General features: G+C 71.2%; 18 protein-coding genes. 15 read left to right on the top strand and 3 right to left on the bottom strand.

The window, feature by feature from the left end:
- Together ADL15_RS50430 and ADL15_RS54865 are read left to right on the top strand one after the other, a co-directional pair.
- Positions 1–1,184, top strand: a 1,184-nt coding sequence (locus tag ADL15_RS50430; RefSeq protein ID WP_157442118.1) for an IS701 family transposase, incomplete at its 5' end; no start/stop codon positions are given.
- Positions 1,185–1,473: 289 nt separating this feature from the next.
- On the top strand, positions 1,474–1,812 hold the full coding sequence (locus ADL15_RS54865; RefSeq protein ID WP_067708603.1) for a hypothetical protein: 339 nt from the start codon (positions 1,474–1,476) through the stop codon (positions 1,810–1,812).
- Positions 1,813–1,835: 23 nt separating this feature from the next.
- Here the strand turns inward: ADL15_RS54865 and ADL15_RS50420 are convergent, their stop codons facing one another.
- Complete coding sequence (locus tag ADL15_RS50420; RefSeq protein ID WP_067708600.1) at positions 1,836–2,483, bottom strand: TetR family transcriptional regulator; 648 nt, start codon at positions 2,481–2,483, stop codon at positions 1,836–1,838.
- 76 nt (positions 2,484–2,559) lie between these two features.
- Here ADL15_RS50420 and ADL15_RS50415 point away from each other — a divergent pair, with 76 nt between their 5' ends.
- Positions 2,560–3,000, top strand: a complete 441-nt coding sequence (locus ADL15_RS50415; protein WP_067708598.1) for an SRPBCC family protein — start codon at positions 2,560–2,562, stop codon at positions 2,998–3,000.
- A 289-nt stretch (positions 3,001–3,289) separates the two neighbouring features.
- Here ADL15_RS50415 and ADL15_RS50410 read toward each other — a convergent pair whose 3' ends face one another.
- Positions 3,290–4,024, bottom strand: a complete 735-nt coding sequence (locus ADL15_RS50410) for a hypothetical protein (protein WP_067708595.1) — start codon at positions 4,022–4,024, stop codon at positions 3,290–3,292.
- A 47-nt stretch (positions 4,025–4,071) separates the two neighbouring features.
- Between ADL15_RS50410 and ADL15_RS50405 the strand changes: the two genes are divergently transcribed.
- The 3 genes from ADL15_RS50405 to ADL15_RS50395 all read left to right on the top strand — a co-directional run bounded on the left by ADL15_RS50405 (position 4,072) and on the right by ADL15_RS50395 (position 7,368).
- Positions 4,072–6,009, top strand: a complete 1,938-nt coding sequence (locus ADL15_RS50405) for a hypothetical protein (RefSeq protein ID WP_157442116.1) — start codon at positions 4,072–4,074, stop codon at positions 6,007–6,009.
- 190 nt (positions 6,010–6,199) lie between these two features.
- A complete protein-coding gene (locus ADL15_RS50400) occupies positions 6,200–7,225 on the top strand; it encodes a hypothetical protein (RefSeq protein WP_067708589.1) in 1,026 nt (341 codons plus the stop codon).
- On the top strand, positions 7,141–7,368 hold the full coding sequence (locus tag ADL15_RS50395) for a hypothetical protein (RefSeq protein ID WP_157442115.1): 228 nt from the start codon (positions 7,141–7,143) through the stop codon (positions 7,366–7,368). Before ADL15_RS50400 ends, ADL15_RS50395 begins: the two co-directional genes overlap by 85 nt.
- Here ADL15_RS50395 and ADL15_RS50390 read toward each other — a convergent pair whose 3' ends face one another.
- Positions 7,369–8,409: an MBL fold metallo-hydrolase gene (locus ADL15_RS50390; protein WP_067708582.1), complete on the bottom strand. Its 1,041-nt coding sequence runs from the start codon at positions 8,407–8,409 to the stop codon at positions 7,369–7,371.
- Positions 8,410–8,526: 117 nt separating this feature from the next.
- Here ADL15_RS50390 and ADL15_RS50385 point away from each other — a divergent pair, with 117 nt between their 5' ends.
- The 9 genes from ADL15_RS50385 (at position 8,527) to ADL15_RS50345 (ending at position 22,938) form a co-directional block, all read left to right on the top strand.
- A complete protein-coding gene (locus tag ADL15_RS50385) occupies positions 8,527–9,798 on the top strand; it encodes a CHAT domain-containing protein (RefSeq protein WP_067708579.1) in 1,272 nt (423 codons plus the stop codon).
- Positions 9,799–11,406 carry a CHAT domain-containing protein gene (locus ADL15_RS50380; RefSeq protein ID WP_067708576.1) on the top strand — a complete coding sequence of 536 codons (1,608 nt, stop codon included), beginning with the start codon at positions 9,799–9,801 and terminating at the stop codon, positions 11,404–11,406.
- Positions 11,403–13,289, top strand: a complete 1,887-nt coding sequence (locus tag ADL15_RS50375; RefSeq protein ID WP_067708568.1) for a hypothetical protein — start codon at positions 11,403–11,405, stop codon at positions 13,287–13,289. The genes ADL15_RS50380 and ADL15_RS50375 overlap by 4 nt, the downstream gene beginning before the upstream one ends.
- Positions 13,286–14,461: a hypothetical protein gene (locus ADL15_RS50370; RefSeq protein ID WP_067708565.1), complete on the top strand. Its 1,176-nt coding sequence runs from the start codon at positions 13,286–13,288 to the stop codon at positions 14,459–14,461. The genes ADL15_RS50375 and ADL15_RS50370 overlap by 4 nt, the downstream gene beginning before the upstream one ends.
- A 2-nt stretch (positions 14,462–14,463) precedes the next feature.
- The gene (locus ADL15_RS50365; RefSeq protein WP_067708563.1) at positions 14,464–16,083 is read left to right on the top strand and encodes a hypothetical protein; all 1,620 of its coding nucleotides are present in this window, start codon (positions 14,464–14,466) and stop codon (positions 16,081–16,083) included.
- The gene (locus tag ADL15_RS50360) at positions 16,080–17,972 is read left to right on the top strand and encodes a hypothetical protein (RefSeq protein WP_157442114.1); all 1,893 of its coding nucleotides are present in this window, start codon (positions 16,080–16,082) and stop codon (positions 17,970–17,972) included. The genes ADL15_RS50365 and ADL15_RS50360 overlap by 4 nt, the downstream gene beginning before the upstream one ends.
- Positions 17,969–20,200, top strand: coding sequence for a tetratricopeptide repeat protein (locus tag ADL15_RS50355; RefSeq protein ID WP_067708554.1), 2,232 nt, complete (start codon positions 17,969–17,971; stop codon positions 20,198–20,200). Before ADL15_RS50360 ends, ADL15_RS50355 begins: the two co-directional genes overlap by 4 nt.
- A complete protein-coding gene (locus ADL15_RS50350) occupies positions 20,197–21,822 on the top strand; it encodes a hypothetical protein (protein ID WP_157442113.1) in 1,626 nt (541 codons plus the stop codon). The genes ADL15_RS50355 and ADL15_RS50350 overlap by 4 nt, the downstream gene beginning before the upstream one ends.
- A gap of 312 nt (positions 21,823–22,134) precedes the next feature.
- Positions 22,135–22,938: an IS5 family transposase gene (locus ADL15_RS50345; RefSeq protein ID WP_067708548.1), complete on the top strand. Its 804-nt coding sequence runs from the start codon at positions 22,135–22,137 to the stop codon at positions 22,936–22,938.
- The last annotated feature ends 7 nt before the right edge of the window (positions 22,939–22,945 follow it).

Genomic DNA, 22,945 nt, shown 5'->3' with positions numbered 1-22,945 from the left:
ACTTCATCGCCGGGCTCCTCGCCCCGCTACCGACCAAGAACTGCTGGACGATCGCCGAGCACGCCGGTGACGACGGTCCGGGCGGTATGCAGGACCTGATCAGCCGGGCGAGCTGGCACGACGCCGAGATCCGCGCCGACGTGCGGGACTTCGTGACGGCCCGGCTCGGCCATCCGGACGGGATCCTGCTGGTCGATGAGACCGGCGATCTGAAGAAAGGCACCCGGACCGTCGGCGTGCAACGCCAGTACTCCGGCACCGCCGGGAAAATCGAGAACTGCCAGCTCGCCGTGCACCTGTCCTACGCCACCCCGCACGGGCACACACTGCTCGATGTTGCCCTCTACCTGCCCAAGTCCTGGACCGACGACCCGCAACGACGTGCCGCGGCCGGTGTCCCGGACAGCGTCGAGTTCGCCACGAAACCGCAGCTGGCCCGCCGGCTGATCGACACTGCCCTGGCCGGTGGCCTGCCGTGTCGATGGGTCGCCGGCGACGAAGCCTACGGCGGTGACCCCCAGCTGGCCGCGGCCCTGCGCCGGCACCAGCTCGGCTACGTCCTCGCGGTCGCTTGCTCGCACCGCGTCCCGACCGGTCTCGGCGTTCGACGAGCCGACCACATCACTGCCGGCCTGCCGAAACAGGCCTGGCAGCGGATCTCTGCCGGCAACGGCGCGAAAGGCTACCGCTACTACGACTGGGCATTCATCACTCTGCCCAAGGCCGCTGACCTGTATGAAGGTCGTCACTGGTTGCTGATCCGCCGCAACCGCAGCACCGGTGAGCTGGCCTTCTACCGCTGCTGGTCACCCGAGCAGGTCCCGCTGCACCACCTGGTCACCGTCGCGGGCTACCGATGGAGCATCGAGGAATCGTTCCAGGCCACCAAAACCAGCCTCGGCCTGGACCAGCATCAACACCGCCGCTGGACCGCGTGGCATCGTTGGACCGCCCTGGTCATCGCCGCCCACGCGTTCCTCGCCGCAGCGACAACCATCAGCACGGCCAGCCCTGACGGACTGATCGACATCACCGTCAACGAGCTCTGCCGCATGTTCCACGCCCTGGTCATCGCACCTGCCCGCACCACCGCTGACGTCATCGCCTGGTCCATCTTCCGACGCCGGCATCAAGCCATCGCCAAAATCGGCCACTACGCCAGACAAGCCCTCACCGAGCCCTGAAACAGATCTCCTGCTGGAGTACTACTCCCGAACGGCCGCTGCCCTGCCCCCTAAGACACAGCCCGAAATGACAAGTTCGACGCGGTGAATACGTCAGCGAACAGCTTGTTGGGCTCGCGGATTTCCGGCGGCCTGGGCGCCGTCGCGGATCGGGCCCTGCCGCGCGGCGTCGGCCCGGGTGGCCGGGCGGCTCATCGAGAACGCGTGCGTCGGCCCACCGAGTACCAGCAGGTCAACGCTGTCCAGCGACGGCGTCAGCCGATCCGGCGCGCCAGTCCTTCCCCCGCCCGTGCCCGAGGCGACGATCGCCCACGAGCTGGGCCACGTGCTGCTGCTCGCCGACGGCCAGGTCCCGCCGGACCGCCGCGACCACGAGCCGCTGACCGACCTGCTCACCGTCTTCTTCGGCATGGGCATCTTCGGCGCGAACGCCGCCTTCGAGTTCTCTCGGGGCGAGAACAGCTATCGCACGTCGCGGCTGGGCTATCTGACCGAGCCGATGTTCGGCTACGCGCTGGCGCGTTATGCCTGGCTGCGCGGCGAGTCCGACCCGGCGTGGGCGCGCTATCTGGACACCAACCCGCGCACGTTCATGAAGCGGGGGCTGCGCTACCTCGCGCAGGCGTGAGAGCAGGAGGGCTCAGCTGCAGGTCAGGTTGGCCAACTTGAGGTCAGGCCGTTCTCCAGGAGCCGGGCGGCGCGGTGGACGTCGGCGGTGACCTTCGTGTGCAGTGTCGCGGGGTCCGAGGTGGTGGCCAGGTGGCGGCGCAGGCTTTGGAACTGGACGCGCCAGAGGCCCAGCAGGGCAGTGGCGGCGATCTGCGGCTCGGGGTCGTCGGGAGGTAGCGCGACCTGGTCGGCGAGTAGTTCCGCGGCCACGGCGACGAAGCGGTCCATCATGTCGCTCTGGTAGGCCCGCAGCGAGGGAGTGGCGGCGATCAACTCGCCGAAGCGCTGGTAGCCGGCGATGGCCGCGCCGGGGTTGCCGCTCGCGGCCAGGCCAGCGGTCATGGCGGTGAGTTCGGTGTCGAGGATGTGCAGCGCCGCCTGCACCGGGGGCGCCGAGGGGTCGGCGAGGCCGGTGCGCAGGGCTGACATGGTGGTCTCGAGCTGGTCCAGGACCAGGGACTCCTTGGTCGGGAAGTAGTTGTAGACGGTTTTCTCCGAGACGCCGCAGGCCTCGGCGACGTCGGCCACCCGGAACGCGTCGAAGCCGTCCTGCAGGAACAGTCGCGCCGCGGTGTCGGACAGCTGGCGGCGCATCTCGCGCTTCTTGCGCTCGCGGAGCCCTTCGGTCATGCGCTGAGTTTAGTACGGTCCCAGAAAAAATACTGCTACAGTAAATTTATAGCGACGGTAAAAATATGGAGGCGTGATGAGCGAGTTCCGCATCGTCTGTGACTACCCGTACCCGATCGAGCAGGTCTGGCGGGTGCTGACCGAGCCCGACCTTGTCGCGCAGTGGACCGTCACCGGGCAGGGCGGGCGCCCGGAAGGCTTCGCACCGGTGGCCGACACGCATTTCCGGCTGATCGCGAGGCCGGTGATGGGCTGGCGCGGCATCGTCGACTGCGAGGTTCTCGAGGTCGACGCGCCGCGGCTGCTGCGCTACACCTGGGTCGGGGACGAGGGCGCGGCGCCCAGCTTCGTGGCGTACCGGCTCGAGAAGTCACCGACGGGCACCCGATTCACCTGGGAACACACCGGCTTCACGGGCGCCGGCGGCTTCTTCATGGCGAAGCTGCTGCGTTCGGTGCGGACGAAGATGTTGACGGCCGCCGTGCCGGCCGTCCTGGAGAAAATCTCGATCCGGTAGGCAACCTGGCGTGGTCCGGTCTCCGTGCACCCTGTGAACCGGGCGACGCCGGCCCGGACGGGATCCGGTTCGCCAGTGATAACACCGCGACCTTCGTCATCGCCGACCGGGTCTGCTACGTGCAGGTCGTCACCGACCCGACCAGCAATAAGGACCGCGACGTCACGGTCCGCCTGATCAAGCTGATCCGCGCCCGCACGGACGGTAGACTCTGATCTCATCGCCGTCGATGCCGGCTGACGCCGCACCCCGTCGCGGTTCCACGTTCGTTCCGGCGGTGAGCCTGTAGTCAGGCCTGCTGGCGGTCGGAATCCAGGATCTCCAGCGCGGCCACCAACTGCCGCCCGTATCCCTGCGCGGCCCGGTGCACCGCATCTGCAGTGCACCACAGCGCCCAACCCGCTGCCGCCACGACGTCGAAGGTCACGAGACCGGCCTGCTGCTTCCAGCCAAGCGGCAGCAGGCCCGTGGCCGCCACCAACAGTGTCACGAGCGCCATCAGGGCGCACACGACGATCGCCGGGATCCGGCAGGCGTACGTGTTGCGGCGGAAGCCATAGGCGATGTTCTCCTCCACGACCAGCGGAAACATTTTCGCGTCCCGGGTTCGCTCGCGCAGCGCGGTGACCGCTGTCCGGTACGCGTCATCCGCCTCCCCCGGCTGCGCGGCCTCCCCCGCCGCGTCCGGCAACTCGATGCCGAGATGTTTGGTCACCAGGCTGTGCCGACGGGCGACCGCAGGTCGCGGCTCGGCCGACCGCCAGCGCAGCAGATCCTCGGCCGGCCCGCCCTGCCAGTCCTGGTACAGCCGCTGCTGAACCCGCTGCCCCCGGTCCCGGACCACCTGGGACGCCACGAACGGCAGCCCGGCCGCGATGAGGAGCGCGGCGACCTTGCCCCACAGTGTGACCAGGACGGGCACGGCCAGAACGGCCAGGATCGCGATCGGCAGGACGACGAGGATGGCGGGCACGAGACGGGCGCGGCGGTTGTAGTCGTCGGTCAGCTGCTGAAATACATCCATGGGTCACCGGCTCCCGTGACACGTGTACCTGGAGCACCATTATCGTCATGGAGCCGCTACCGGATCGACTGATGGCGCTCGTCAACGGCCGTCCCTGGCCCAACCGGCGACGGCTGCTGGAGTCCGATCCGGAGTTGTACAGCACCGATGCCGACGCGATCCTGGCCGACTGGATCGGGCAGCGGCACCCGGATTCGGTGACCGATGCCGCCGAGAGTCTCCAGAGATACCGGGTGTTGCTGGCCAACTGCCGGGCCGTCGGGGTCGCCGCCACGATGGACGCCGTCGCCCGGGGGTTCGCGCAGGAGGCGTTGCCGCTGCTCGACAGCGACATGCCCGACGAGGTCGACGAGGGCCTGCTCGCCCTGGTCGAAGCAGCCGCGACCGTGTCCCCCGGGTCACCCTGGCGCACGTTCTGGTCCATGCGGTTCGCGTCGGTGTGCTTCGACAGGTACCGGTCGGGCGGTGACCTCGAAGCCCTCGACAGCGGCATCCTGGCCCTGCAACGGGCCGAACAGACGGCGGAGCCCGGCGCCGCCGAACTGCCCGGACTGCTGAACAATCTGGCTGACGCGCTGATACTGCGCCACAGCGCGACCGGCGTACCGGACGATCTGACCGAAGCCTTGGCCGCCTGCGAGCGTGGGCGGCAGGAAGATCGCGACGACCGGATCCAGTGGGCGCTGCTGATCAACAAGTCCCGGGTGCTGAGCACTCAGCCGGGTCGGCTGGACGAGGCGATCACCACGGCCGAGCTGGCCGTCGCCCGCACCCGCGATGACGACCTGGCCGTGGCCGCGCTGGCCCAGCTCGGTGAGGTCCGGCTGCAGCTCTACCGGGACGAGGGCGATCCGGCCCTGCTCGACAGCGGCCTGCGCGCCCTTACCGAGGCCCTGCGCCGGACTCCCGTGGACGTTCCGGAATGGTGGATCTGCCAGTCCTATCTCGGTGTGGCGCTGCTGGACCGCTACGACCGCACCGCCGACATCACCGATGTCGACGCGGCGATCACCGCCTTCCAAAGTGCCGCCGACGCCTGCCCGGCCGACGCACCGCACCGGGCCGGGATCAGCACGAACCTGGGCCTGGCCGTCGCGGAACGCTGGGAACGCCTGCGCCTGCCGGACGACCTGGACACGGCGATCACCGCGCTCGAGGACGCGGTGTCCCTCAGTTCTCCCGGGACGCCGACCTGGTCCAGCCTGCTCGGCAACCTGGGCGGCGGCCTGCTCGACCGCTACCGGGACCGGGCCGATCCCGGCGACCTCGACCGGGCCCTGGCCTGTTTCACCCGGGCGATCCGCGACAGCGGCCGGATCGGCTGGCGCGAGCAGGCCGCCGACCAGCACAATCTCGGCCGGGCTCTCCTCGAACGTCACCTGCGCGACGACGTCACCGAAGACCTCACCCTGGCCGTCGAAGCGTTGCGGACCGCGGTGGACCTGACGCCGAGAACATCACCGCTGCTCGGCGGCTGGCTCGATGCGCTGGCCACAGCCCTGGCCCGGCGTCACGAGCGGTCCGGCACCGAGGCCGACCGTCGGACCGCCTCGGAAGCGTTTGAGGAGGCGAGCCGCTTCGCCGACACCGCCACACTGCTGCGTACCGGAATCCACTGGGGCCGGTGGAGTTCCCGGATCGGCCGCTGGACCGAGGCCGCGAACGCCTTCGAGCTGGCCCTGACCGCGATGGAACAGCTGGTCCGCACCCAGGGCGGCCGCGCCCACAAGGAGACCTGGCTGCGCGACGGCGCCGAGGTCGGCCCGGGCCGGAGCCAGGCCGCCCTCCGGTCCGGCGACCTCGCCGGCGCGGTCACCGGGCTGGAACGCGCCCGCGGTGTGCTGCTGAGGGAGGCCCTGGACCGGACCCCGGCCGACCTGCAGCGCCTGAGCGGTTCGGCCCGCGGAGAGCTGGCCCGGCGGTTCACCGAGCTGGCCGCGCCGGGCCTTGCCGCCCGTGCGACGACGGGAGACGATGAGGCGTGACGCCGGTCGTCCCCGCCCCCGATCGATACCTCTGCCTGTCGGTCGATGTCCAGGGCTACAGCCGCAACGACGATCCCCGCCAGTCCGCCACCAGGACGCCCTGCTCACCCTGCTGGAACGCGCCGCCGACCGGGTCGGCCTGAACCGCGCCCGCTGGATCCGCCAGGCCAAGGGCGACGAGGAGCTGGCCTTGATCCCCGCCGCGGACCGCCTCGACCGGGTGGTCGGCGAGTTCTGCCTGGAGCTGGACGCCGCTTTGCGCCGCCACAACAGCTCCCAGCCCGGCGCGAGACGGCTGCGACTGCGGCTGGCGATGGACGAAGGCCTCGTGTCGCCGGCCCGCAACGGCTTCGCCGGACGGACCGTCGTGGCCGTGTCCCGGCTGGTCAGCGCGGCCGCGTCGCGGGAAGCACTGCTGCGTCATCCATCGGTCGACCTGGTGGTGGTGCTCTCCGACTGGGTCTACGCCGACTGGGTCTACGCCGACTGGGTCTACGCCGACTGGGTCTGCAGCGGCCGGGCGACAGTGCGCGCGGACCTGTTCCACCAGGTCGTCGTCACCGAGAAGGAGTACACCGCGGTCGCCTGGCTGTGGCTGCCCGGCGCCGGGCAGCCTGAATTCAGCACGTCGGTCGCGCCGCCGGCACCTGCGACCGTCAAGATCAAGGCACCTTTCTTGTACGGACGTAGAGCTCGCCTCGCACCGGCGGTGCTCGTGACCCTGCCCCCGGTCGTGCTCGGCCTGTTCCTGCTGCCCGTGGCCGGGCCGGGCGTCGGCGCGCTGGTCATCCTGGCCGGAGTCGTCGTCCTGCCGCTGCTGGCCGCACAGGTCGCCCGCGACCACGGCCGCCGGGTGCAGATGCGGCTGTTCCGGCAGTGGGGCGGGCGGCCGACCGAGGTGATGCTGCGCTGGCACGGTGCCGAGGCACCCGAGGTGGTCGCGCGCCGGCATCAGCTCATCGCCCGGCACCTCGGTTTCGCCCTGCCCGACGAGAAGGCCGAGCTGGACGATCCGGAACGCGCCGACCACGAGTACGCCGCCGCGGTCGCCGCGCTGCGGGAGGACCCGAGACACGTCACGGCTCCCACTGGTCATGGCCGAGAACGTCACGTACGGATTCTGGCGCAAACATGTATGCCAGCGGCCTGGGCGCGGTCTGCGTGCTCTCCGGCGGCGCCGCGCTGCTGCTCGGCCTGCTCGCCTCGGCCGCGCTGACCCGTTCGCAGATCATCGGGGTGCTGACCTTCGACGGCGGTGCGGTGATCGCGTGGCTGCTGCTGTGCCGGCGCTTGACGGTGTGGCGCGCTGCCACGGCGTACGGAAATCAGCTCTTCGTGTCTCTGGAAATGCTCGGCTGATCAGAGTGGAACCTCGGTCACCCGGCCGTTCTCCACCTCCAGGGCGATCCCCTCGTGGCCGGGCGCCGGATGAACCGCGTGGTATCCGTGCGCTCCCGGCTCGGCGTACTCCGCGGTGGTGCCGCTCGCGTAGTTGAACCAGAGGGTCGCCCCGGGTGAGCCCGCGACGATCCGGGCGATCGCCCGGCGGTCCGGGTGTCCGTGCCCGGCGCCACTGGTCGACAGCAGCCAGTTCGGGCAGTCCAGGGCGGCGACCAGGGCGGTGCTGACGTTGTGGTGGCTGCCGTGATGCGGCACCTTGCACAGGGCGACCGGCACCGGAGCGCCGTCCGGGGCCAGCCGGCGCAGCCCGGCCAGCAGCGGCGCGGCCGGGGCGTCCGCGGTGAACAGCACGCGCCCGCCGTCCGCGTGCTCGGCCAGGAACGCGATGCTGGACCCGTTGGCCGCGGACTCGTCCGGCGTGGACAACCGATCGACCAGCGCGGCCAGGTCCACGCCGGCGTCCGGGTCGGGACCTCTGCGCCCCTGCAGCGGGTCGTCGAGCTCGGCCAGCACGTCCGGCCAGGCCCGATCCAGGCTGGACAGCTCGGCCGGGCCCGGCGCGAGCAGCGTGACGGTCAGCCCGGGAAGCTGCTTCACCGGCAGCGGGCCGTCCTCGGCCACCGCCACGGCGCCGTTGCCGAACCTGGCGTTCCACGGCACGCCGGCCCGGCCCAGGATCAGTTCGAGCCGGGAGCCCTGCCGCGGGCCGGTCACGTCATCACGCAGGTGGCGCTGCCCGTTGAACCACACCTCGCCGGCGGTGAACCCGGCCGGCGGCTGCGCGAAGAGGTCGAGGATGCCCTCGATGTGGTCGGCGTCGATGTGGGTGCACACGACCAGGTCGACGTGCCGGTCATCGATCGACAACGCCTCGATGCGGCGCGCCGCGGCCCGGCCCCGCCCGCCGTCGACGAGCATCCGCCGGGTGCGGCCCTCGTGTTCCCACTCGACCCACAGACAGTCGCCGTCGCGGGCGGGCAGCGCCTCGATCCGGATCACGACATTTCCTCCTGACAGAATGCGGACAACGGTGGGTAGCGGCGATCTCACCTAGAATCGCGTGCGTTGCTGCGGACCCGCGCACCGGGTCCGTGATCCTCGACGGAGAGGAGCCCGGTGGCCGACGACGAGTCCACGTTCGACGACATCCGTGCCGCCCGGCAGGAACTCGACGAGGTCATCGACGAGATCCGCGCTGTGCCGGGATACGAGAACTTCCTGACCGCGCCGACCTTCGACGACGTGGCCGAGGCTGCCGGTGATCAGCCGCTTGTCTATCTGGCCGCGGCCGAGCAGGGCGGGCTGGCCCTGATCGTTCGCGGACAGCAGGTCACCCCGGTTGCCGCCGACGACCTCACCGAGGCGGCCCTGCGCGAGCAGGTGACCCGATATCGGGAGGCCTACCGGACCTTCGCGTCCCAGCGCCGGGATCCGGCCGCGGCCGGGCCGTGGCGCGCGGCGATCGACGAGGTGACCGGGTGGCTGTGGACGGCGGTGATGGGCGCGGTCGTCACCGAGCTCGGGGCGGCCCCGGCCGCCGTTCTGGTGGCCGGCGGGCAGCTCGGCCTGCTGCCGCTGCACGCGGCCTGGACATTCGACGAGACCGGGCAGAAACGCCGGTACGCGCTCGACGACATCACCCTGACCTATGTGCCCAACGCCCGCTCACTGGCTGTCGCCCGCGGCCTGGCGCAGTTACCGGTCGGCACGTTCCTCGGGGTCACCGATCCGGGTGGCACCCTCGACGCGCCCGAGGCCGAGGTGACCGCCGCGAGCGCCTGGTTCGGAAAGGCCGCGACCGTGCTCGGCGCGCGGGCCGGTCTGGCCGAGGTGACCGCCGCGCTGCAGAAGGCCGACGTGGCGCACTTCGCCGGGCACGGGTTCGCCCGGCTGCAGGCCCCGCTGGACAGTGGGCTGGCCCTGGCCGACGGGCAGGCGCTGACCCTGCGCGACATCTTCGCCCTGAACCTGCGGATGCGGCTGGTGGTGTTGTCGGCCTGCGAGTCGTCGCTGCCCGGCGACGAGCTGCCGGACGAGGTGATCGCCCTGCCGACCGGGCTGCTGCAGGCAGGGGTGGGCGGAATCGTCGCGTCGTTGTGGCTGGTCGGGGACATGCCGACGCTACTGCTCATGATCGAGTTCTATCGGCGGTGGCGGCAGGACGAGAAGGAGCCGGCGGTGGCGCTGCGGGAGGCGCAGTGCTGGCTGCGCGACACCCCGGACGAACAGATCGTCAGCACCTACGAGGCCGCGGCCGAGGCCGGCGCGACGTGGCTGCCGCTGGCCGCCGCCGAGCGCATCGTCGCGGACCTGGTCTTCCGCGAGCCCGGGTCACACACCTACGGCGGTCCGGAGTCGTGGGCGGCCTTCGGATACATCGGAGCGTGAATGGACACCGAAGAGGTCTACCTCCGGTATGCGGACGCGGCGTTGGCGCTGCTACCGCTGATGATGCCCGCGGACGAGGCGGCCGAGGTCGCGGCACGGATCACCGAAGCGCTCGGCCGGTCGGATCATCGGTTCTTCGCCGTGGCCAAGGCGTTGAGGAGCCATCCGGTCCTGCGTGAGCTGTTCCTGCAGCAGCAGCCGCCCACTCAGCATCGCTCGGCCGAGCACTTCCTGGACGTGGAGGCGCCGGCCCAGGTGCCCGTCGGCCACGAGTTCAGCGTCGAGGTGGCAGTCACCGGCACGCCGCTCGGGCAGTACGACCGGCTGAACCTGGGCGACTCGACGAGCCGTGAGCTCACCGTCGTACTGAAGGCGCCGGGGTTCGAGCCGGCCGAAGACAGCAACTGGCGGCAGAAGCTGCCCCTGCCGTCCGGGACGGGTTCGTCGCGGATCGAGTTCGGCCTGCGCAGCCGGGCCGGAGGGCGACCCGAGGCGATCAGCGTGCGGGCCTACGCGGGCGGCACTCAGGTCGGCGAGGTGACCCTCGCCGTGGCTGCCGGACCGCGTGCCGACCCCGTGCACGTCAAGGCCGGCCTTTCCGGGGTGGAGCGAAATCCCAGGGATGCGCGCCTCGAGGTGACCCGGGTCGGGGAACGGCTCGCGATGAGCGTCAGCCACGAGACGGACGGCGAGGAGGTGCTGACCGGCCCGGTCTCCGACGATGCCCTGACCTGGCTGACCAGCGAGCTCAGCGTGCTCGCGACCGGTGAGACGGGCGCGGCGGAACGGCGGTTGCGGCTGCGGGAACTCGGCGCCGAGCTGTGGATGGAGCTGTTCCCCGGGGACATCCGTGATCAACTGCGGGGTCTTCCGCCCGAGGTCACGTCGCTGCACGTGCGCAGCGACGGCTTCAGCCTGCCGTTCGAGCTGGTTCACCCGGTGGACCCAGGAGGCGGTACCGGCTTCCTCGTGGAGCGGTTCGACGTCGCCCGCCCGGCCGGCGGCACGACTGTTCCCCGGCGGGGGCGCCCCCGGCAGGCCGCGTTCGTCCGGCCGGAGAACGCTCCGGCGAACGCCGATCAGGAGTTCGACCGGGTCACCGCCGCTCTCGGCGCCGGCACGCGGGTCTGGCCGGGACGGGTCACCAACGCGACGCAGATGTCCGCGCTGCTCACCCTGCCGACCACTCTGATCCACATCGCCGCGCACCTGGAGATGGACCTGGCCTTGCGCTTTCCCGACGGCGGCCGGTTCGATCACCGGTCACTCGCCTCCGCGATCGGTGCGGAAAACCTCGCCGCGGTGGCGCCGGTCGTGCTGTTCAACGGTTGTGACAGCGCGACCGCGCTCAAAGGCATCATCGAACCGAGCGACTGGGGCCGCCGGTTCGTCGCGGCCGGGGCGGGAGCCTTCATCGGCACCCTGTGGCCGGTAACCTCCGGTCCCGCGACCACGTTCGCCGAATCCTTCCACCACACTCTGGTCCAGCCCGGCAGCACTGTCGGGCAGGCGATGCGGGCAGGTCGCACGGCCGTCCGCGACAAGGACGGTGACGCGGCCTGGCTGGCCTACACGCTGTACGGCGATCCGGCTTACGGCACAGCATGACCGATCTGCTGTCCGCGCTGGTCGGCGCGCCGTCCTGGGCCGCCTCGGAGCGGCTGGTCACGGACCACCCGTGGCTGCTGTCCGAGGAGGCCGGTCGGGTCATGGCCGCGCGGATCGCCGCAGCCCGGGCCGCCGGGAACGAGGGCGTTGTCCGGGCGTACGAAGCGCATCGTGCCTTTCTCGCCGACGCCCACCGTGACGGGCCTGCGGCGGCCTTCCGCCGCCGAGTCCTCGACGCGATCCCGGCGACACTGCACACGCCGTGGCTGGCCGCGGCCCGTTCCAGCGAGACCTACCTGTTGGACCGCGGCGACGGCGACCTGACCCGGGCGATCGGCGACCTCGGCCTTCTGCTCGCCCACCCGGCGTTCGACGAAGCACCGGCCGACCGGCGCGCGCTGATGATCCACGCGCGGGGCACCGCCCTGATCGACCGCTATCACGCCGGCGGTGACCCGGACGACCTCGACCGGGCGATCGGCGCGTTCGCCACCGCCGTGGCGATCACCGCCGAGGACGACCCCGACCACCCCGACTACCTGGCCGCGCGAGGCAACGCACTGGCGCAGCGCCACGACCGCACCGGCGACCTCCAAGACCTGCGCGACTCGATCGCCGCGCTGCACGCCGTCCTGCGGATCGTCGAGCCGGACGACGAGCAGCTCCCCCGCCACCTCGGGGAGCTCGCCGCGTCCTACGGGGCGCTGCACGACATCACCGGCGAGCCCGCACACCTGACGACAGCGATCGAGACGGCCCGGCAGGCGGTCGACGCGACTGATCGGTCACCGGACGGCGCTGACTGTGCGGCTCTGCTCAACAACCTCGTGAACTGTCTGGTCCTGAGCTACGAACGGTCCGGCGACCTGGCCGACCTGCGGTCCGCCGTCGGGCATGCCCAGCGCGCGGCCGATCTCGGCGCCGGCGAGGACTATTTCCCGGATCTGCTCACCACCCTGGGCAGCACACTGCTCCTGCAGTACGAACGTGACGGCTCCCCCGGCACCCTCGACCGGGCCGTCGACGCCCTCGATCAGGCCGCGCCGCTGCTCGCGTCGGGCGACCCGGACCGGGTCATCACCCTGGGCGCGCTGGCCACCGCCCGGATCAGCCGGTTCGAGCGCGGTGGCGCCACCGGCGACCTCGACGCCGCGACGACCGAGCTTGCCGAGGCTCTGGGCGGGATCGACCCGGACACACCCCGGGCCGCGCTGCTGCGGACCACGCTCGGGCAGGTGCTGCTGCATCGGCACGCCCGACTCGGCGACGCCTGGGACCTGACCGAGGCCCTCGACTGCTTCGCCGCCGCCGTGGAACCGGCTGGGCAGGCGCCGCGGATCCTGCCGGTCGTCCTGGCCGGTCTGGGCGCCGGGCACCGGCGGGCCTACATGGGCGCCGGCGACGTCGGGCACCTAGCCGACGGTGTCACCGCCTACCGGGACGCCTGCGCGCACGCGCAGTCGGCGCAGCCCGAGATCGCGCTGAACGCCGGCACCGAGTGGGGGCGGTGGGCGTCCGCGCGGCAGGACTGGCCCGAGGCGGCGCACGCGTACGAACAGGCGATGGGCGCGGCCGAGCAGCTGTTCCGGACCCAGTTCGACCGGACCGACAAGGAGGTCTGGCTGGGGGCGGCCGGGGGTCTGGCTACCGCCACGGCCGAGGCGCACGGGCGCGCCGGCCGCCCCGGTGACGCGGTGCTTGCCCTGGAACGCGGCCGTGGGCAACTGCTGTCCGAGGCGCTGCGCGGCGAACTGGCCGTGCGCCGGCCCGACCTGGCCGAGCGGTTCCGGGAACGCAACGAGCAGTGGCGTCGGCTGCGCTGGGAGCCACCGCTCTGGACCTGGTCCGAGGACATCGACGACACCGACCGGGAGTCCACGTGAGCCTCGACGACCTACGCGAGAAGGAATACCAGACCGCCCTGGAGGTGAACGCCCTGCGTCGGGCGGCCTTCGCGCCCGACGCGCCGTCCGGCCTGTTGGAGCGGCTGGTCAGCACCGAGCGGCAGCTGCGCGAACTGAGCCGCGAACGCGAGGAACTCGAGGTCGTCGACACCTCCGGACGGGAGCTGCGCGGGGAGCGATCGACCGGGCTGGTGGCGACGGTGAAGCTCGGGCTGACCGAGGTCCCGACCGCCGTCTACCAGTTCCTCGACCCGCGGGAGCACCCGCTCGTGCACTGCGAGATCCGCTGCCATGACAAGCCTCGCCGGGTCCGGGTCATCTCGTACATCGAGGGTTACTCGGCCCGCGCCGTCGACACCGTCGAGGTCGTGCCGACGGGAACCGTGAAGGTCACCCTGCAGCCGGCTCTGTTCGCCGACCGGATCCGCGACCTCACCGAGCGGACCACCGCCGCGCTCAACGTGCTGGTGGAGGACCTCGACGGCCAGGTCGAGGTGCACCGGACGTTCCCGATCGGACTGCTCGCCCGGACCACCGTGGCGATGCGGGTGGCCGACGAGCTGACCGGGGCCACAACCGACCTGAGCCGGTACCTGGGGGCCTTCGTCACCCCGAACGCGCCCGAGATCATGGCCTTCCTCACCGCCGTGGCCGCCCATCACCCCGGCCACCAGCTTTTCGGCTATCAGAACGACGAGGACGACGTGACCGCACAGGTCCGGGCCGCGTTCGATGCGCTGGGCGAGAGGGCTGTCACGTACGTAAATTCGGTCTTCTCCTTCGGATATCGCCGAGGGACCACCGCGCAGCGGGTCCGTCTGCCGCGTCAGAGCCTGACCGACCGCCAGGCCAACTGCATCGACGCCACCGTCCTGATGGCCAGCCTCCTCGAAGCGATGTCCCTGAGCCCGGCTCTGGTTCTGCTCCCCGGTCACGCTCTGCTCGCCTGGGAGACCTGGAAGCGCTCCGGGAAATGGCGGTTCCTAGAGACCACCCTGATCGGTCAGGCGACCTTCGAGCAAGCCTGCGCCGCCGGCAAAGAACGCGCCACCCTCTATCGCGGTAAGCCCGGTGAGCAGGACGACCTCGACTTCCGGCTCTGGCCGCTGCGGCACCTGCGCGCCCGCGACCGCATCTTCCCGATGGAGTGAGCGTGGACGCCGACGGCCTGCGCCCGCTGATCATCGCGTTCGTCCAGCTCGGGACGCGTGAGGAACTGGCCATGCTGGTCCGCGCCCGGCCGGAGTTGCTGACCGCCGAGGCTGACGATGCGTTCGGCGAGCTGCAGGCGGAGTGGGCGCGAGCCGGATCGCCATTGGCCGGGGGCACCGCGGCGCACCGCCGGATCCTGCGGACCATGCGCGCCGCGATGCTGAGCTCCGGGACCCGGGCGGACGACCCGGAGGTCCGGGCGACCGCCTGGACGCAGCTCGGCCACCTGCGCCTCGACCATTACCAGGCCACTGGGGCGCCCGAGAGCCTCGCCGAGGCGGAGTCGGCCTACCGGTCGGCGCTGGAGGTGCCTCGCCCCGGGCGGCTCAGTCACCTGGCCGCCGCGCTGCTGCACCGCTGGCGGCACCATGGTGACGCCGACGCGCTCGACGAGGCGGTCCGTCTGTCGGAGCAGGCCGCCCCGGGAAACCCGGTGGCGCTGAACAATCTCGGCAGCGCGCTGCTGGAGTTGTACCAGCGTGACGGTGGCGACGCCCTCGACCGGGCCGTTGCCGCCTTCGCCGAAGCCCTCCGGCTGGACACGCCCGGTACCCCGGACTACCGGATCACGCAGGCGAACCTGTCCGCCGCCCAGCTACAGGTGGACGACAGCGTCGCCGACGCTCGCGCCGCTCTGGACGCCGCGACCCCCGTCCAACGGCCGGGTGCGCTGGACAACCTGGGCACCGCGCTGTCGCGCTGGTACGACGAGACCGGCGACGTCCAGGCGCTGGAGCAACTGGTCGCGGCCTACGAGGAAGCGGTCGCCACGACACCACCGCACTCACCGCGCCGCCCGATCCGCCGGGCCAACCTGGGTGACGCGCTACGCGACCGCTACCTGCGCATCGGCACGCGAGCCGACCTCGACCGGGCCGTCGACCTGCTCGACGAGGCCCTGCGGCTGACACCGGCCCGGTCGCCGTCGCACCGGGACCGGCTCGCCGCCTCGGCGGTCGCCCGGCTGCAGCGGTCCGGCCCCGGCGACCTGGCCGTGGCGGCCGACCGCGCGCAGGCCGCCCTGGCCGCGACCCCGCAGGACTCGCCGGACCGGTCGGCCCGGCTCGGTCTGGTCGCCGCCTGCCTGCAGAAGCTCGGTGCGTGGGAGCCGGCCGTGGCGTTGTTCCAGGAGTCGCTCGACGCGACCTCGCAGGCCGATCCGCGGTACGCCCGTCACCTGCACAATCTCGGACAGGCGATCGGGCCTCACGACCGGGACACGGCCGAGCGGCTGTTGCACGAGGCCTGGCGTACCGGCGCCGCGCGCGACCCGGCCGCCGCCGTCTCGGCTGGGCTCGCCGCCGGGATCCTGTCCTCCGACGACGGCGACCAGGCCGGGGCCACCCGGGGCTATCTGCGGTCCCTGGCCGCGGTATCGGCGCTGGTCGTCGCCCAGCATCACCGGCGGGCCAAGGAGGGCTGGCTCCGCGAGGCGCAGGGCGTGCCGGCCCGGGCCGCGGGTGCGCTGCTACGGCGTGGTCTGCCTGCCGAAGCCGTGCTGGTCCTGGAGTCCGGACGGGCCGCGCTTCTGACCGAGCAATTGCGGAGGGTATGGCCGTGAGCACCCTCGACCGGTTGCTGCGGACCCGCTGGTGGATCCGCAAGTGGTGGTTGCTGCACCGCCTGACCGACCGGGATGAGGCGCTCGAGCGGCTCACCGCGTACGCCGAGGACGCCGACGACCCGGATCTGTACCTGCTGCACCTGGCGCTGGTGCGACGGGCCGGCGAGGTGGGCCCGGCCACGGCGACGCGGGAGGTCCGCACGTACGTCCGGCAGGTCCCGGACTACGCGGTGGCCGGCGCCGGCGCCTACAAGAGCTACCTCGCCGGCGGCGACCCGCAGATGCTCGACATAGCGATCGCTATCTTCGAGAAGGCCGCGGCCCTGACCGGCGAGGGCCTACCGGAACGGTCGACGGTGCTGAGCAATTTCGGTCTCGTCCTGACCGAACGCCACGACCTGCCGCAGGCCCTGGACACCTTGGCCGAGGCGGTGCGATGCGCCCCCGACCCGGACCGTCACCTGGCCGCCACGGTCAACTACGCCTCCGCGCTCACCACCAGCGGCGATCCAGCCACGGCCGCCACCCTGCTCGACGGCCTCGACGCCCCGCAGGCGCTGGCCGCTCTGGGGCACGCCTGCCTCGAACTGTTCCGGATCGCCGGTGACCCCGTCGACCTGGACCGGGCCGTCGCGGCCCTCGACTCGGTCGCCGCTCCGGATGACCCCCGGTGGCTCACTAACCTCGGCGTGGCCCTGTCCGAACGTCACCTGCTCACCGGCCGGCCCGACGACCTGGACCGCGCGGTGGCGCTGCTGCGTGCGGCCGTCGCAGCGAGCACACCCGGCTCACCCGACCGGCCCGCCCGCCTGGCCGACCTGGGCTCGGTGCTGGCCGAACGTGGCCCGGCCGACCTGGACGAGGCCGTAGTCGTGCTGCGGGAGGCGCTGCGGGACACCGCACCGGGCTCACCCGACCACCCCGATTGGCAGCAGAACCTGGCCCTGGTGCTGCGCGACCGCTACGTGCGCGACGGCGACCTGCCCGACCTCGAACAGGCCCGGACGCTGCTGGAACCGTACGCCGACAGCGCTCCCGACCAGCTGGCCGTGACGCTGCGGATGCGGTGGCAGCGACGCGGTGACCCGGCCGACCTCGACCGGGCGGTCACACTGCACCGCATCGCGATCGCCGAAACCGGCCCGCACGCGGCCGTCGTACACAACAACGCCAGCGGCACGTACCGGGCGCTGTGGACCGCCACCGGCGACCCGGCAGCGCTGGGCCTGGCCCTCGACGCCTACCGGGCCGCACTCGCCGCCCTGCCCGCGACCTCGCCCGAGCGGCCCGCGGCCCTGGCCAATCTGTCGATGGGGCTGCTCAACCGGCACACGGTGACCGGCGATCGGGCCGACGCCGACGAAGCCGTGGCGGTCGCCCGGCACGCAGGGCAGGCTCTCAAGCTGGCCAACGTTCTACGAGCGAGGTACGAACTCGGCGGCGACCCGCGCGACGCCGAGGAGGCCGAGGACGCCTACCGGTCCGCGGTGGTCGAGCCGACGCTCGGGGAGACGTGGTTGCGCAGCGCGCAGGCCTACGGCGACTGGGCGACGTCCCGGCAGCACTGGCCGGACGCGGCCGGCGCGTACGGCGCCGCGGTCACCGCCGCCGACCGTCTGCTGCGCCGCCAGCTGTCCCCGGCCGACGTCGAGGCATGGCTGTTCGCCGTCCGGACCCTGCCGGCCGCGGCCGCCTACGCGCATCTGCGGCTCGGTGAGACGACGACCGCCGTCGACCGGCTCGAATGGGGTCGCGCCCGGCTGCTCACCGACGCGCTGGAACGCGACCGCGCCGACCTGCGCGCCCTCGCCGAAACCGCACCGGACCTGGCCGCCCGGTACCGCACGGCCGCGGTCCGGCTGAGGACTTCGGAGGTACGCCGGTGAGCGCGGCCGACCGTGCCGAGGCGCTCGTGCAGCGGTATCGGTCGCGCGGCCGGGACGCCGATCTCGAAGCCGCGACGGCGATCGTCCAGGTGGCGCTGCGCTCCCGCCCCGATCCGCTCACCCGGGCCGCCCTGCTGCGGCAGCGCGCCGCCTGCCGCCAGGAGCGAGGCGAGTTGTCGCAGGCCCGAGCCGACTACGAGAAGGCGCTGGCCCTGCTGCCTCAGGCGGACCCGCTGCGGCCGGTCATCCTGACCGAACTCGGCACCGTGCTGCAGGACCGCTTCGACCTGACTCACCGGTGGGCGGACATCGACCGAGCCGTGGCCCTCGGGCAACAGGCGGTCACCGCCGATCCGGACGAGCCCATGCACTGGGTGAACCTCGGGACCGCCCGGCACACTCGCCACCAGAACGGCGGCGACGACTCGGACGATCTCGACGAGGCGCTGCACTGCTGGGATCGGGCGTTCGCGCTGCTGCCCGAGTCGTCGCCGTTCCGGGCGGCATTCCACGACCGTCTGACGATCGGGCACCTCGAGCGTGGGGACCTCGAGACAGCGATCGAGCACGGCCGGCACGCGGTGGCCTTGCAGACGACGGCGGTGCACGCGTCGAACCTGGCCGCCGCGTTGCTCGAACGCTGGGAGGGCGGCGGGGATCGTGCCGATGTGGACGAGGCGATCGCCGTGTTCCGGAGCACGATCTCCGGGCGGGTCCGCGCCCCCGACCTGCTCGCCTACTACGCGGAGACGTTGGTCAGCAGGTATCAGATGTACGGCGATGTGGCTGATCTGAACGACGCGGCCGGGGCGTTGAACCGGGTTCGAAGGCGGCCGGCTTCCGTGCGGTCGGCGACCGGGCGGGTGCTGATGATGCGGTACCTGGCCGGCGGGGCGCGCGCTGACCTCGATCGGTCGATCCGGGAGGCGCGGGCGGCTCTCGGATCGACGTTCGACGGGGACGTGACGGACTCCTCGCGTACGGCAAGGTTGTCGTCGGTGTTGTTCTTGCGGTTTCGGCGGTCCGGACGGCGGGCGGACCTGGACGAGGCGATCGCCGCGATGGACGCGCCGGCCACGGACGCGCAGGTGCGACAGTTGGCCGACTACCACGCCGAACGTTGGGCCCACGACGGCGACCCGGCCGACCTGACCGCCGCCGACGACCTGACCCGGTCGGCCGGGGGCGAACAGGAGTCCGGGCCGATGGTCGCGGCCGGGCTGGCCTCGTCGCTGCACGACGCGTTCGTCACCGCGGGCCGTGTGGACGACCTGACCGAGTCGGTCGCCCGGCACCGGGCCGCGCTCGCCGCCACCGACCCGCGCTCGCCGGCCTATCCGGCCATGCTCAACAACCTGGCCATGGCCTTGTCGGAGGACGACCCCGACGAGGCGATCGCGGTGCACGAGCAGGCCCTGGCCGCGGTCGGTCCGGACTCGCCTGACCGTCCGGGATTGATCAGTGCGCTGGCCGATGCCGTGACGTCGATCGACCCGCAGCGGGCGGTCACTCTCGGCCGCGAAGCCGTCGCCGCCCTGCCTTCGGGCTCACCGGAACGCGCGCAGATCCTGGCCGGTCTGGCCGTTGCTCTGCGGTGGCAAGGTGATCTTGAGGAGGCGGCGACGACCTATCGCCGGGCGCTGCGGGCCATGGGGCGCAACCGGACCGCCCGGGCCCTGGTCCGGCACGATTACGCGGAAACCCTGGAGGCTCTGGGACAGACCGCAGCCGCCGGGCGCGCGTTCCGGGCGGCGGCCGCCGAGGCCGATACCCCGGTCGCCCGGCTCGACGTCAGCGCAGGCTGGGGTGCTTGGGCCCTGCGGGCCGGCCGGTGGCGGCAGGCGGCGACGGCGTTGTCGTCCGCCGCTGCCGCGCACTGGCAGGTGCTCGGCGCCCAGCAGAGCCGGCCCCACCGGGAGCGCTGGCTGCCCCGGCGTTCCGCGATCGCCACCGGCGAGGCGTACGCGTGGATGCGCACCGGGGCGGCGGCCCGTGCTGTCGCGGCACTGGACGGTGGGCGGGCGTTGAACCTGTCCGAGCAGTTGGAGGCCGGGAGGACAGCGGATCGGCTGCGCGTTGCGGGCCACGGCGATCTCGCCGATCGTTACGAGAGGGCCACCCGGCGCTTCACCTCGCTCGCACCAGTCCGACTTCGATCGGGCGCGCCGCCTTGGCTGCCTCGACCGGCCGGCGACGGCCTGCGCACTGCGAAGGAGCATCAGACATGAACAACGGTCGGTTCAGGTGGCGCACCCGGACTCCGGAGGTTTTGGCGGGAATGCTGGCGGACGTCGCGCAGAAGCGAGAGCGATATCGGGAATCGTCGGACGTCGGGGACCTCGACAACCTGACGTCGGCGTATCGGAAGCTGCTGAGCCATCCCGCGATGAGCAGCGCCCAGCCGGGGCTGAGGGTGGCCGCGCTCGCCGATGCCGGAACCTATTTCCTCGACAGCTACCACACACACGGCGGAGACGAGGACCTCGAAGCCGCGGTTGACGCCGCGCAGCGAGCGGTAGCGGAGATACTGGCTGGCTCGGAGATAGCGACGCTGTGCGCCGACATTCTCGGGACGATCCGGCGCGCTCGGTTCGAGCGCTGGGGCGAACGCCGGGACATCGACCAGGCCGTCGAATGCCACGCGCAGGCAATGCAGGCCACCGGCTCGGACACTCCGGAGGTGCTGGGGCACGTCACGAATCTGGCGAACGCGCTCTGGAGCCGATATCTCCACTTCGGCTCGTGGCCCGATCTCAGTCAGGCGGTGTTTCTCCACAGCCAGGCGGCGCAGGCGTACGAAGCTGATTCACTCGGACGACTTACGGCCCTCAACAACTATGCTCTCGCGCTGCGAGACATGTACGAACACACTGGCGAATTGGGATATCTGGAAGAAGCCGCAGCTGCCGTCTTCGATGCAGCGGCAGATCCACAGCACGATCCGCGCCGCCGTATGCCCGCCATGAACACTTTCGCGTTGGTGATCTCCACGCGATATCAGCACACCCGCCACCTTGGCGATCTCGACCTGATCATCGAACTCGCCTCTTCGCTGCTGGACGTCACGGCCGGACCCGATCTCGCCATCTGCCTCCAGAATCTCGGCCGGGCACTCACCGAACGGCATCTGGCCACCGGTGACATGGGCGACCTCCAACGTGCCGTGGCCGCGCAGGAGAAAGCTCTCCGGGCCATGCCCGATGACCATCCTGACCGGCCGGCCTATCTCGACAACTGGGCATCATCGCTGCTGTGCCGCTGGCAGGCATCGGGCGACGCCGACGACCTGGCGAAGGTCATCGAGATTCGCGAGGCTTTGATGAGTGCTGTCACGACCGATGATCCCGGACGCACGAAGTTCCTGAACAACATGGGACTCGCCCTGATCGCCGCAGACGCCGACGATCCTGATCCGCGAACTGCCGGGCGGATCAGCTCAGTATTCGCGGAGGCTTGCCACGTAGGGTCGATCAGCAGTCCCGGCGAGGTGCTGAGCCCCGCCGGAACGTGGGGAAACTGGGCAACCAAGCGGTCATCCTGGGCGGAAGCGGTCACCGCCTACGAGTACGGGATGTCCGCGGTGCGGAATCTGTTCCAGACGCAGCTGTTGCGCCGGCACAAGGAACTGTGGTTGCTCAACGCCGGTCGATTCGCTACCGGGGCCGCATACGCGCAGGTCCGGGTCGGCGATCCGCAGTCGGCCGTGCAGAGCCTGGAGCGCGGACGCAGCCTGCTGCTCGCCGAAGCCTTGGATCGTGATCGGGCCGACCTGTCACACCTGGAGCGGTTGGGCCACGGCGACCTGCGGAGCCGATTCGCGCAAGCAGTCGAGAGGATCGCAAGCGTTTAGACGTTCCTGGTCGACGCGCCGCTCAGTCTGCGATTCATCGGTGGATCCGCCGGTCGCACCTCGCCGCGCGAATCATCATCTTCGTCGATCGTGAAGCAGGCACTTGCGGCTGTTTGCCTCTCCTGCAGACTCCGGCGAGTTGCTCGCTCGGAACCTGACCGGCATCGACGACCTCGGAAAGATCCGCGCCGAACTCCACCGTCTCCTGCCCGCCGACCAGGACGAGCTCGGCGACGCTAAGAGCTCCTAACACGATCTGCTGAATCGATGTTGATCAGCGTTACGACGTGAAGATCCGTCTCGTCGCTGGTCATGGCCAGGCCGTGGGATGTTGATGACGATTTGTGGGCGTTGATCGAGCCGGTGCTGCCACCGTGGCCGTTGAAGGCGCCGGGGCCGAAGCCGATTCCGGACCGGGCTTGTCTGCAGGGCATCCTGTTTGTGCTGCACACCGGGATCGGTTGGGAAGATCTACCGCAGGAACTCGGCTTCGGCTCCGGGATGATCTGCTGGCGGTGTCTCGAGCGCTGGACCGAGGCGGGAGTCTTCGACCAGCTGCACCAGATACTGCTCGCGAAGCTGAACGAGGCGAACCGGATCGACTGGTCGAGAGCGGCGATGGACGGTAGTCACATCGACGCAAAAAGGGGCGCCGGGACAGGTCCGTCGCCGGTCAACCGCGGTAAATCCGGCTCGAAGCACCATCTGATCTGCGACGGTAACGGCACCCCGATCTATGTGCTGACCAACGGCGCGAACGTGCCTGACATCAGCCGCGCGCTTGATCTGCTCGACTGCTACCCGCCGATAGCCGGCCGGCCGGGCCTGCCCCGCCGACGCTTCGAGGTTTTGCTGGCCGACAAGGGTTACAGCAGCGAAGCCTTCCGCCAGGCCTGCCGCGAGCGCGGCACCGAACCGATCATCGCCAAACCGAAAACGCCCAACATCAAGGGCCTGGGCAAGCTGCGCTACGTCGTTGAGCAGACCTTCGCGCTACTGCACCAGTTCCGTCGGATCGCAGTCCGCTGGGAACGCCGGCTCGAAATCCACGACAGTCTCGTCAACCTCGCCTGCACCATGATCTGCTGGCGCCGCTTGATCAAATGGACTGGATGAAGATCGC

It is taken from the genome of Actinoplanes awajinensis subsp. mycoplanecinus (genome assembly GCF_001509495.1).
Lineage (GTDB): Bacteria > Actinomycetota > Actinomycetes > Mycobacteriales > Micromonosporaceae > Actinoplanes > Actinoplanes palleronii.
The sequence above is the reverse complement of the archived record's forward strand: the minus strand, read 5'-3'. Positions and strand labels throughout refer to the sequence as shown.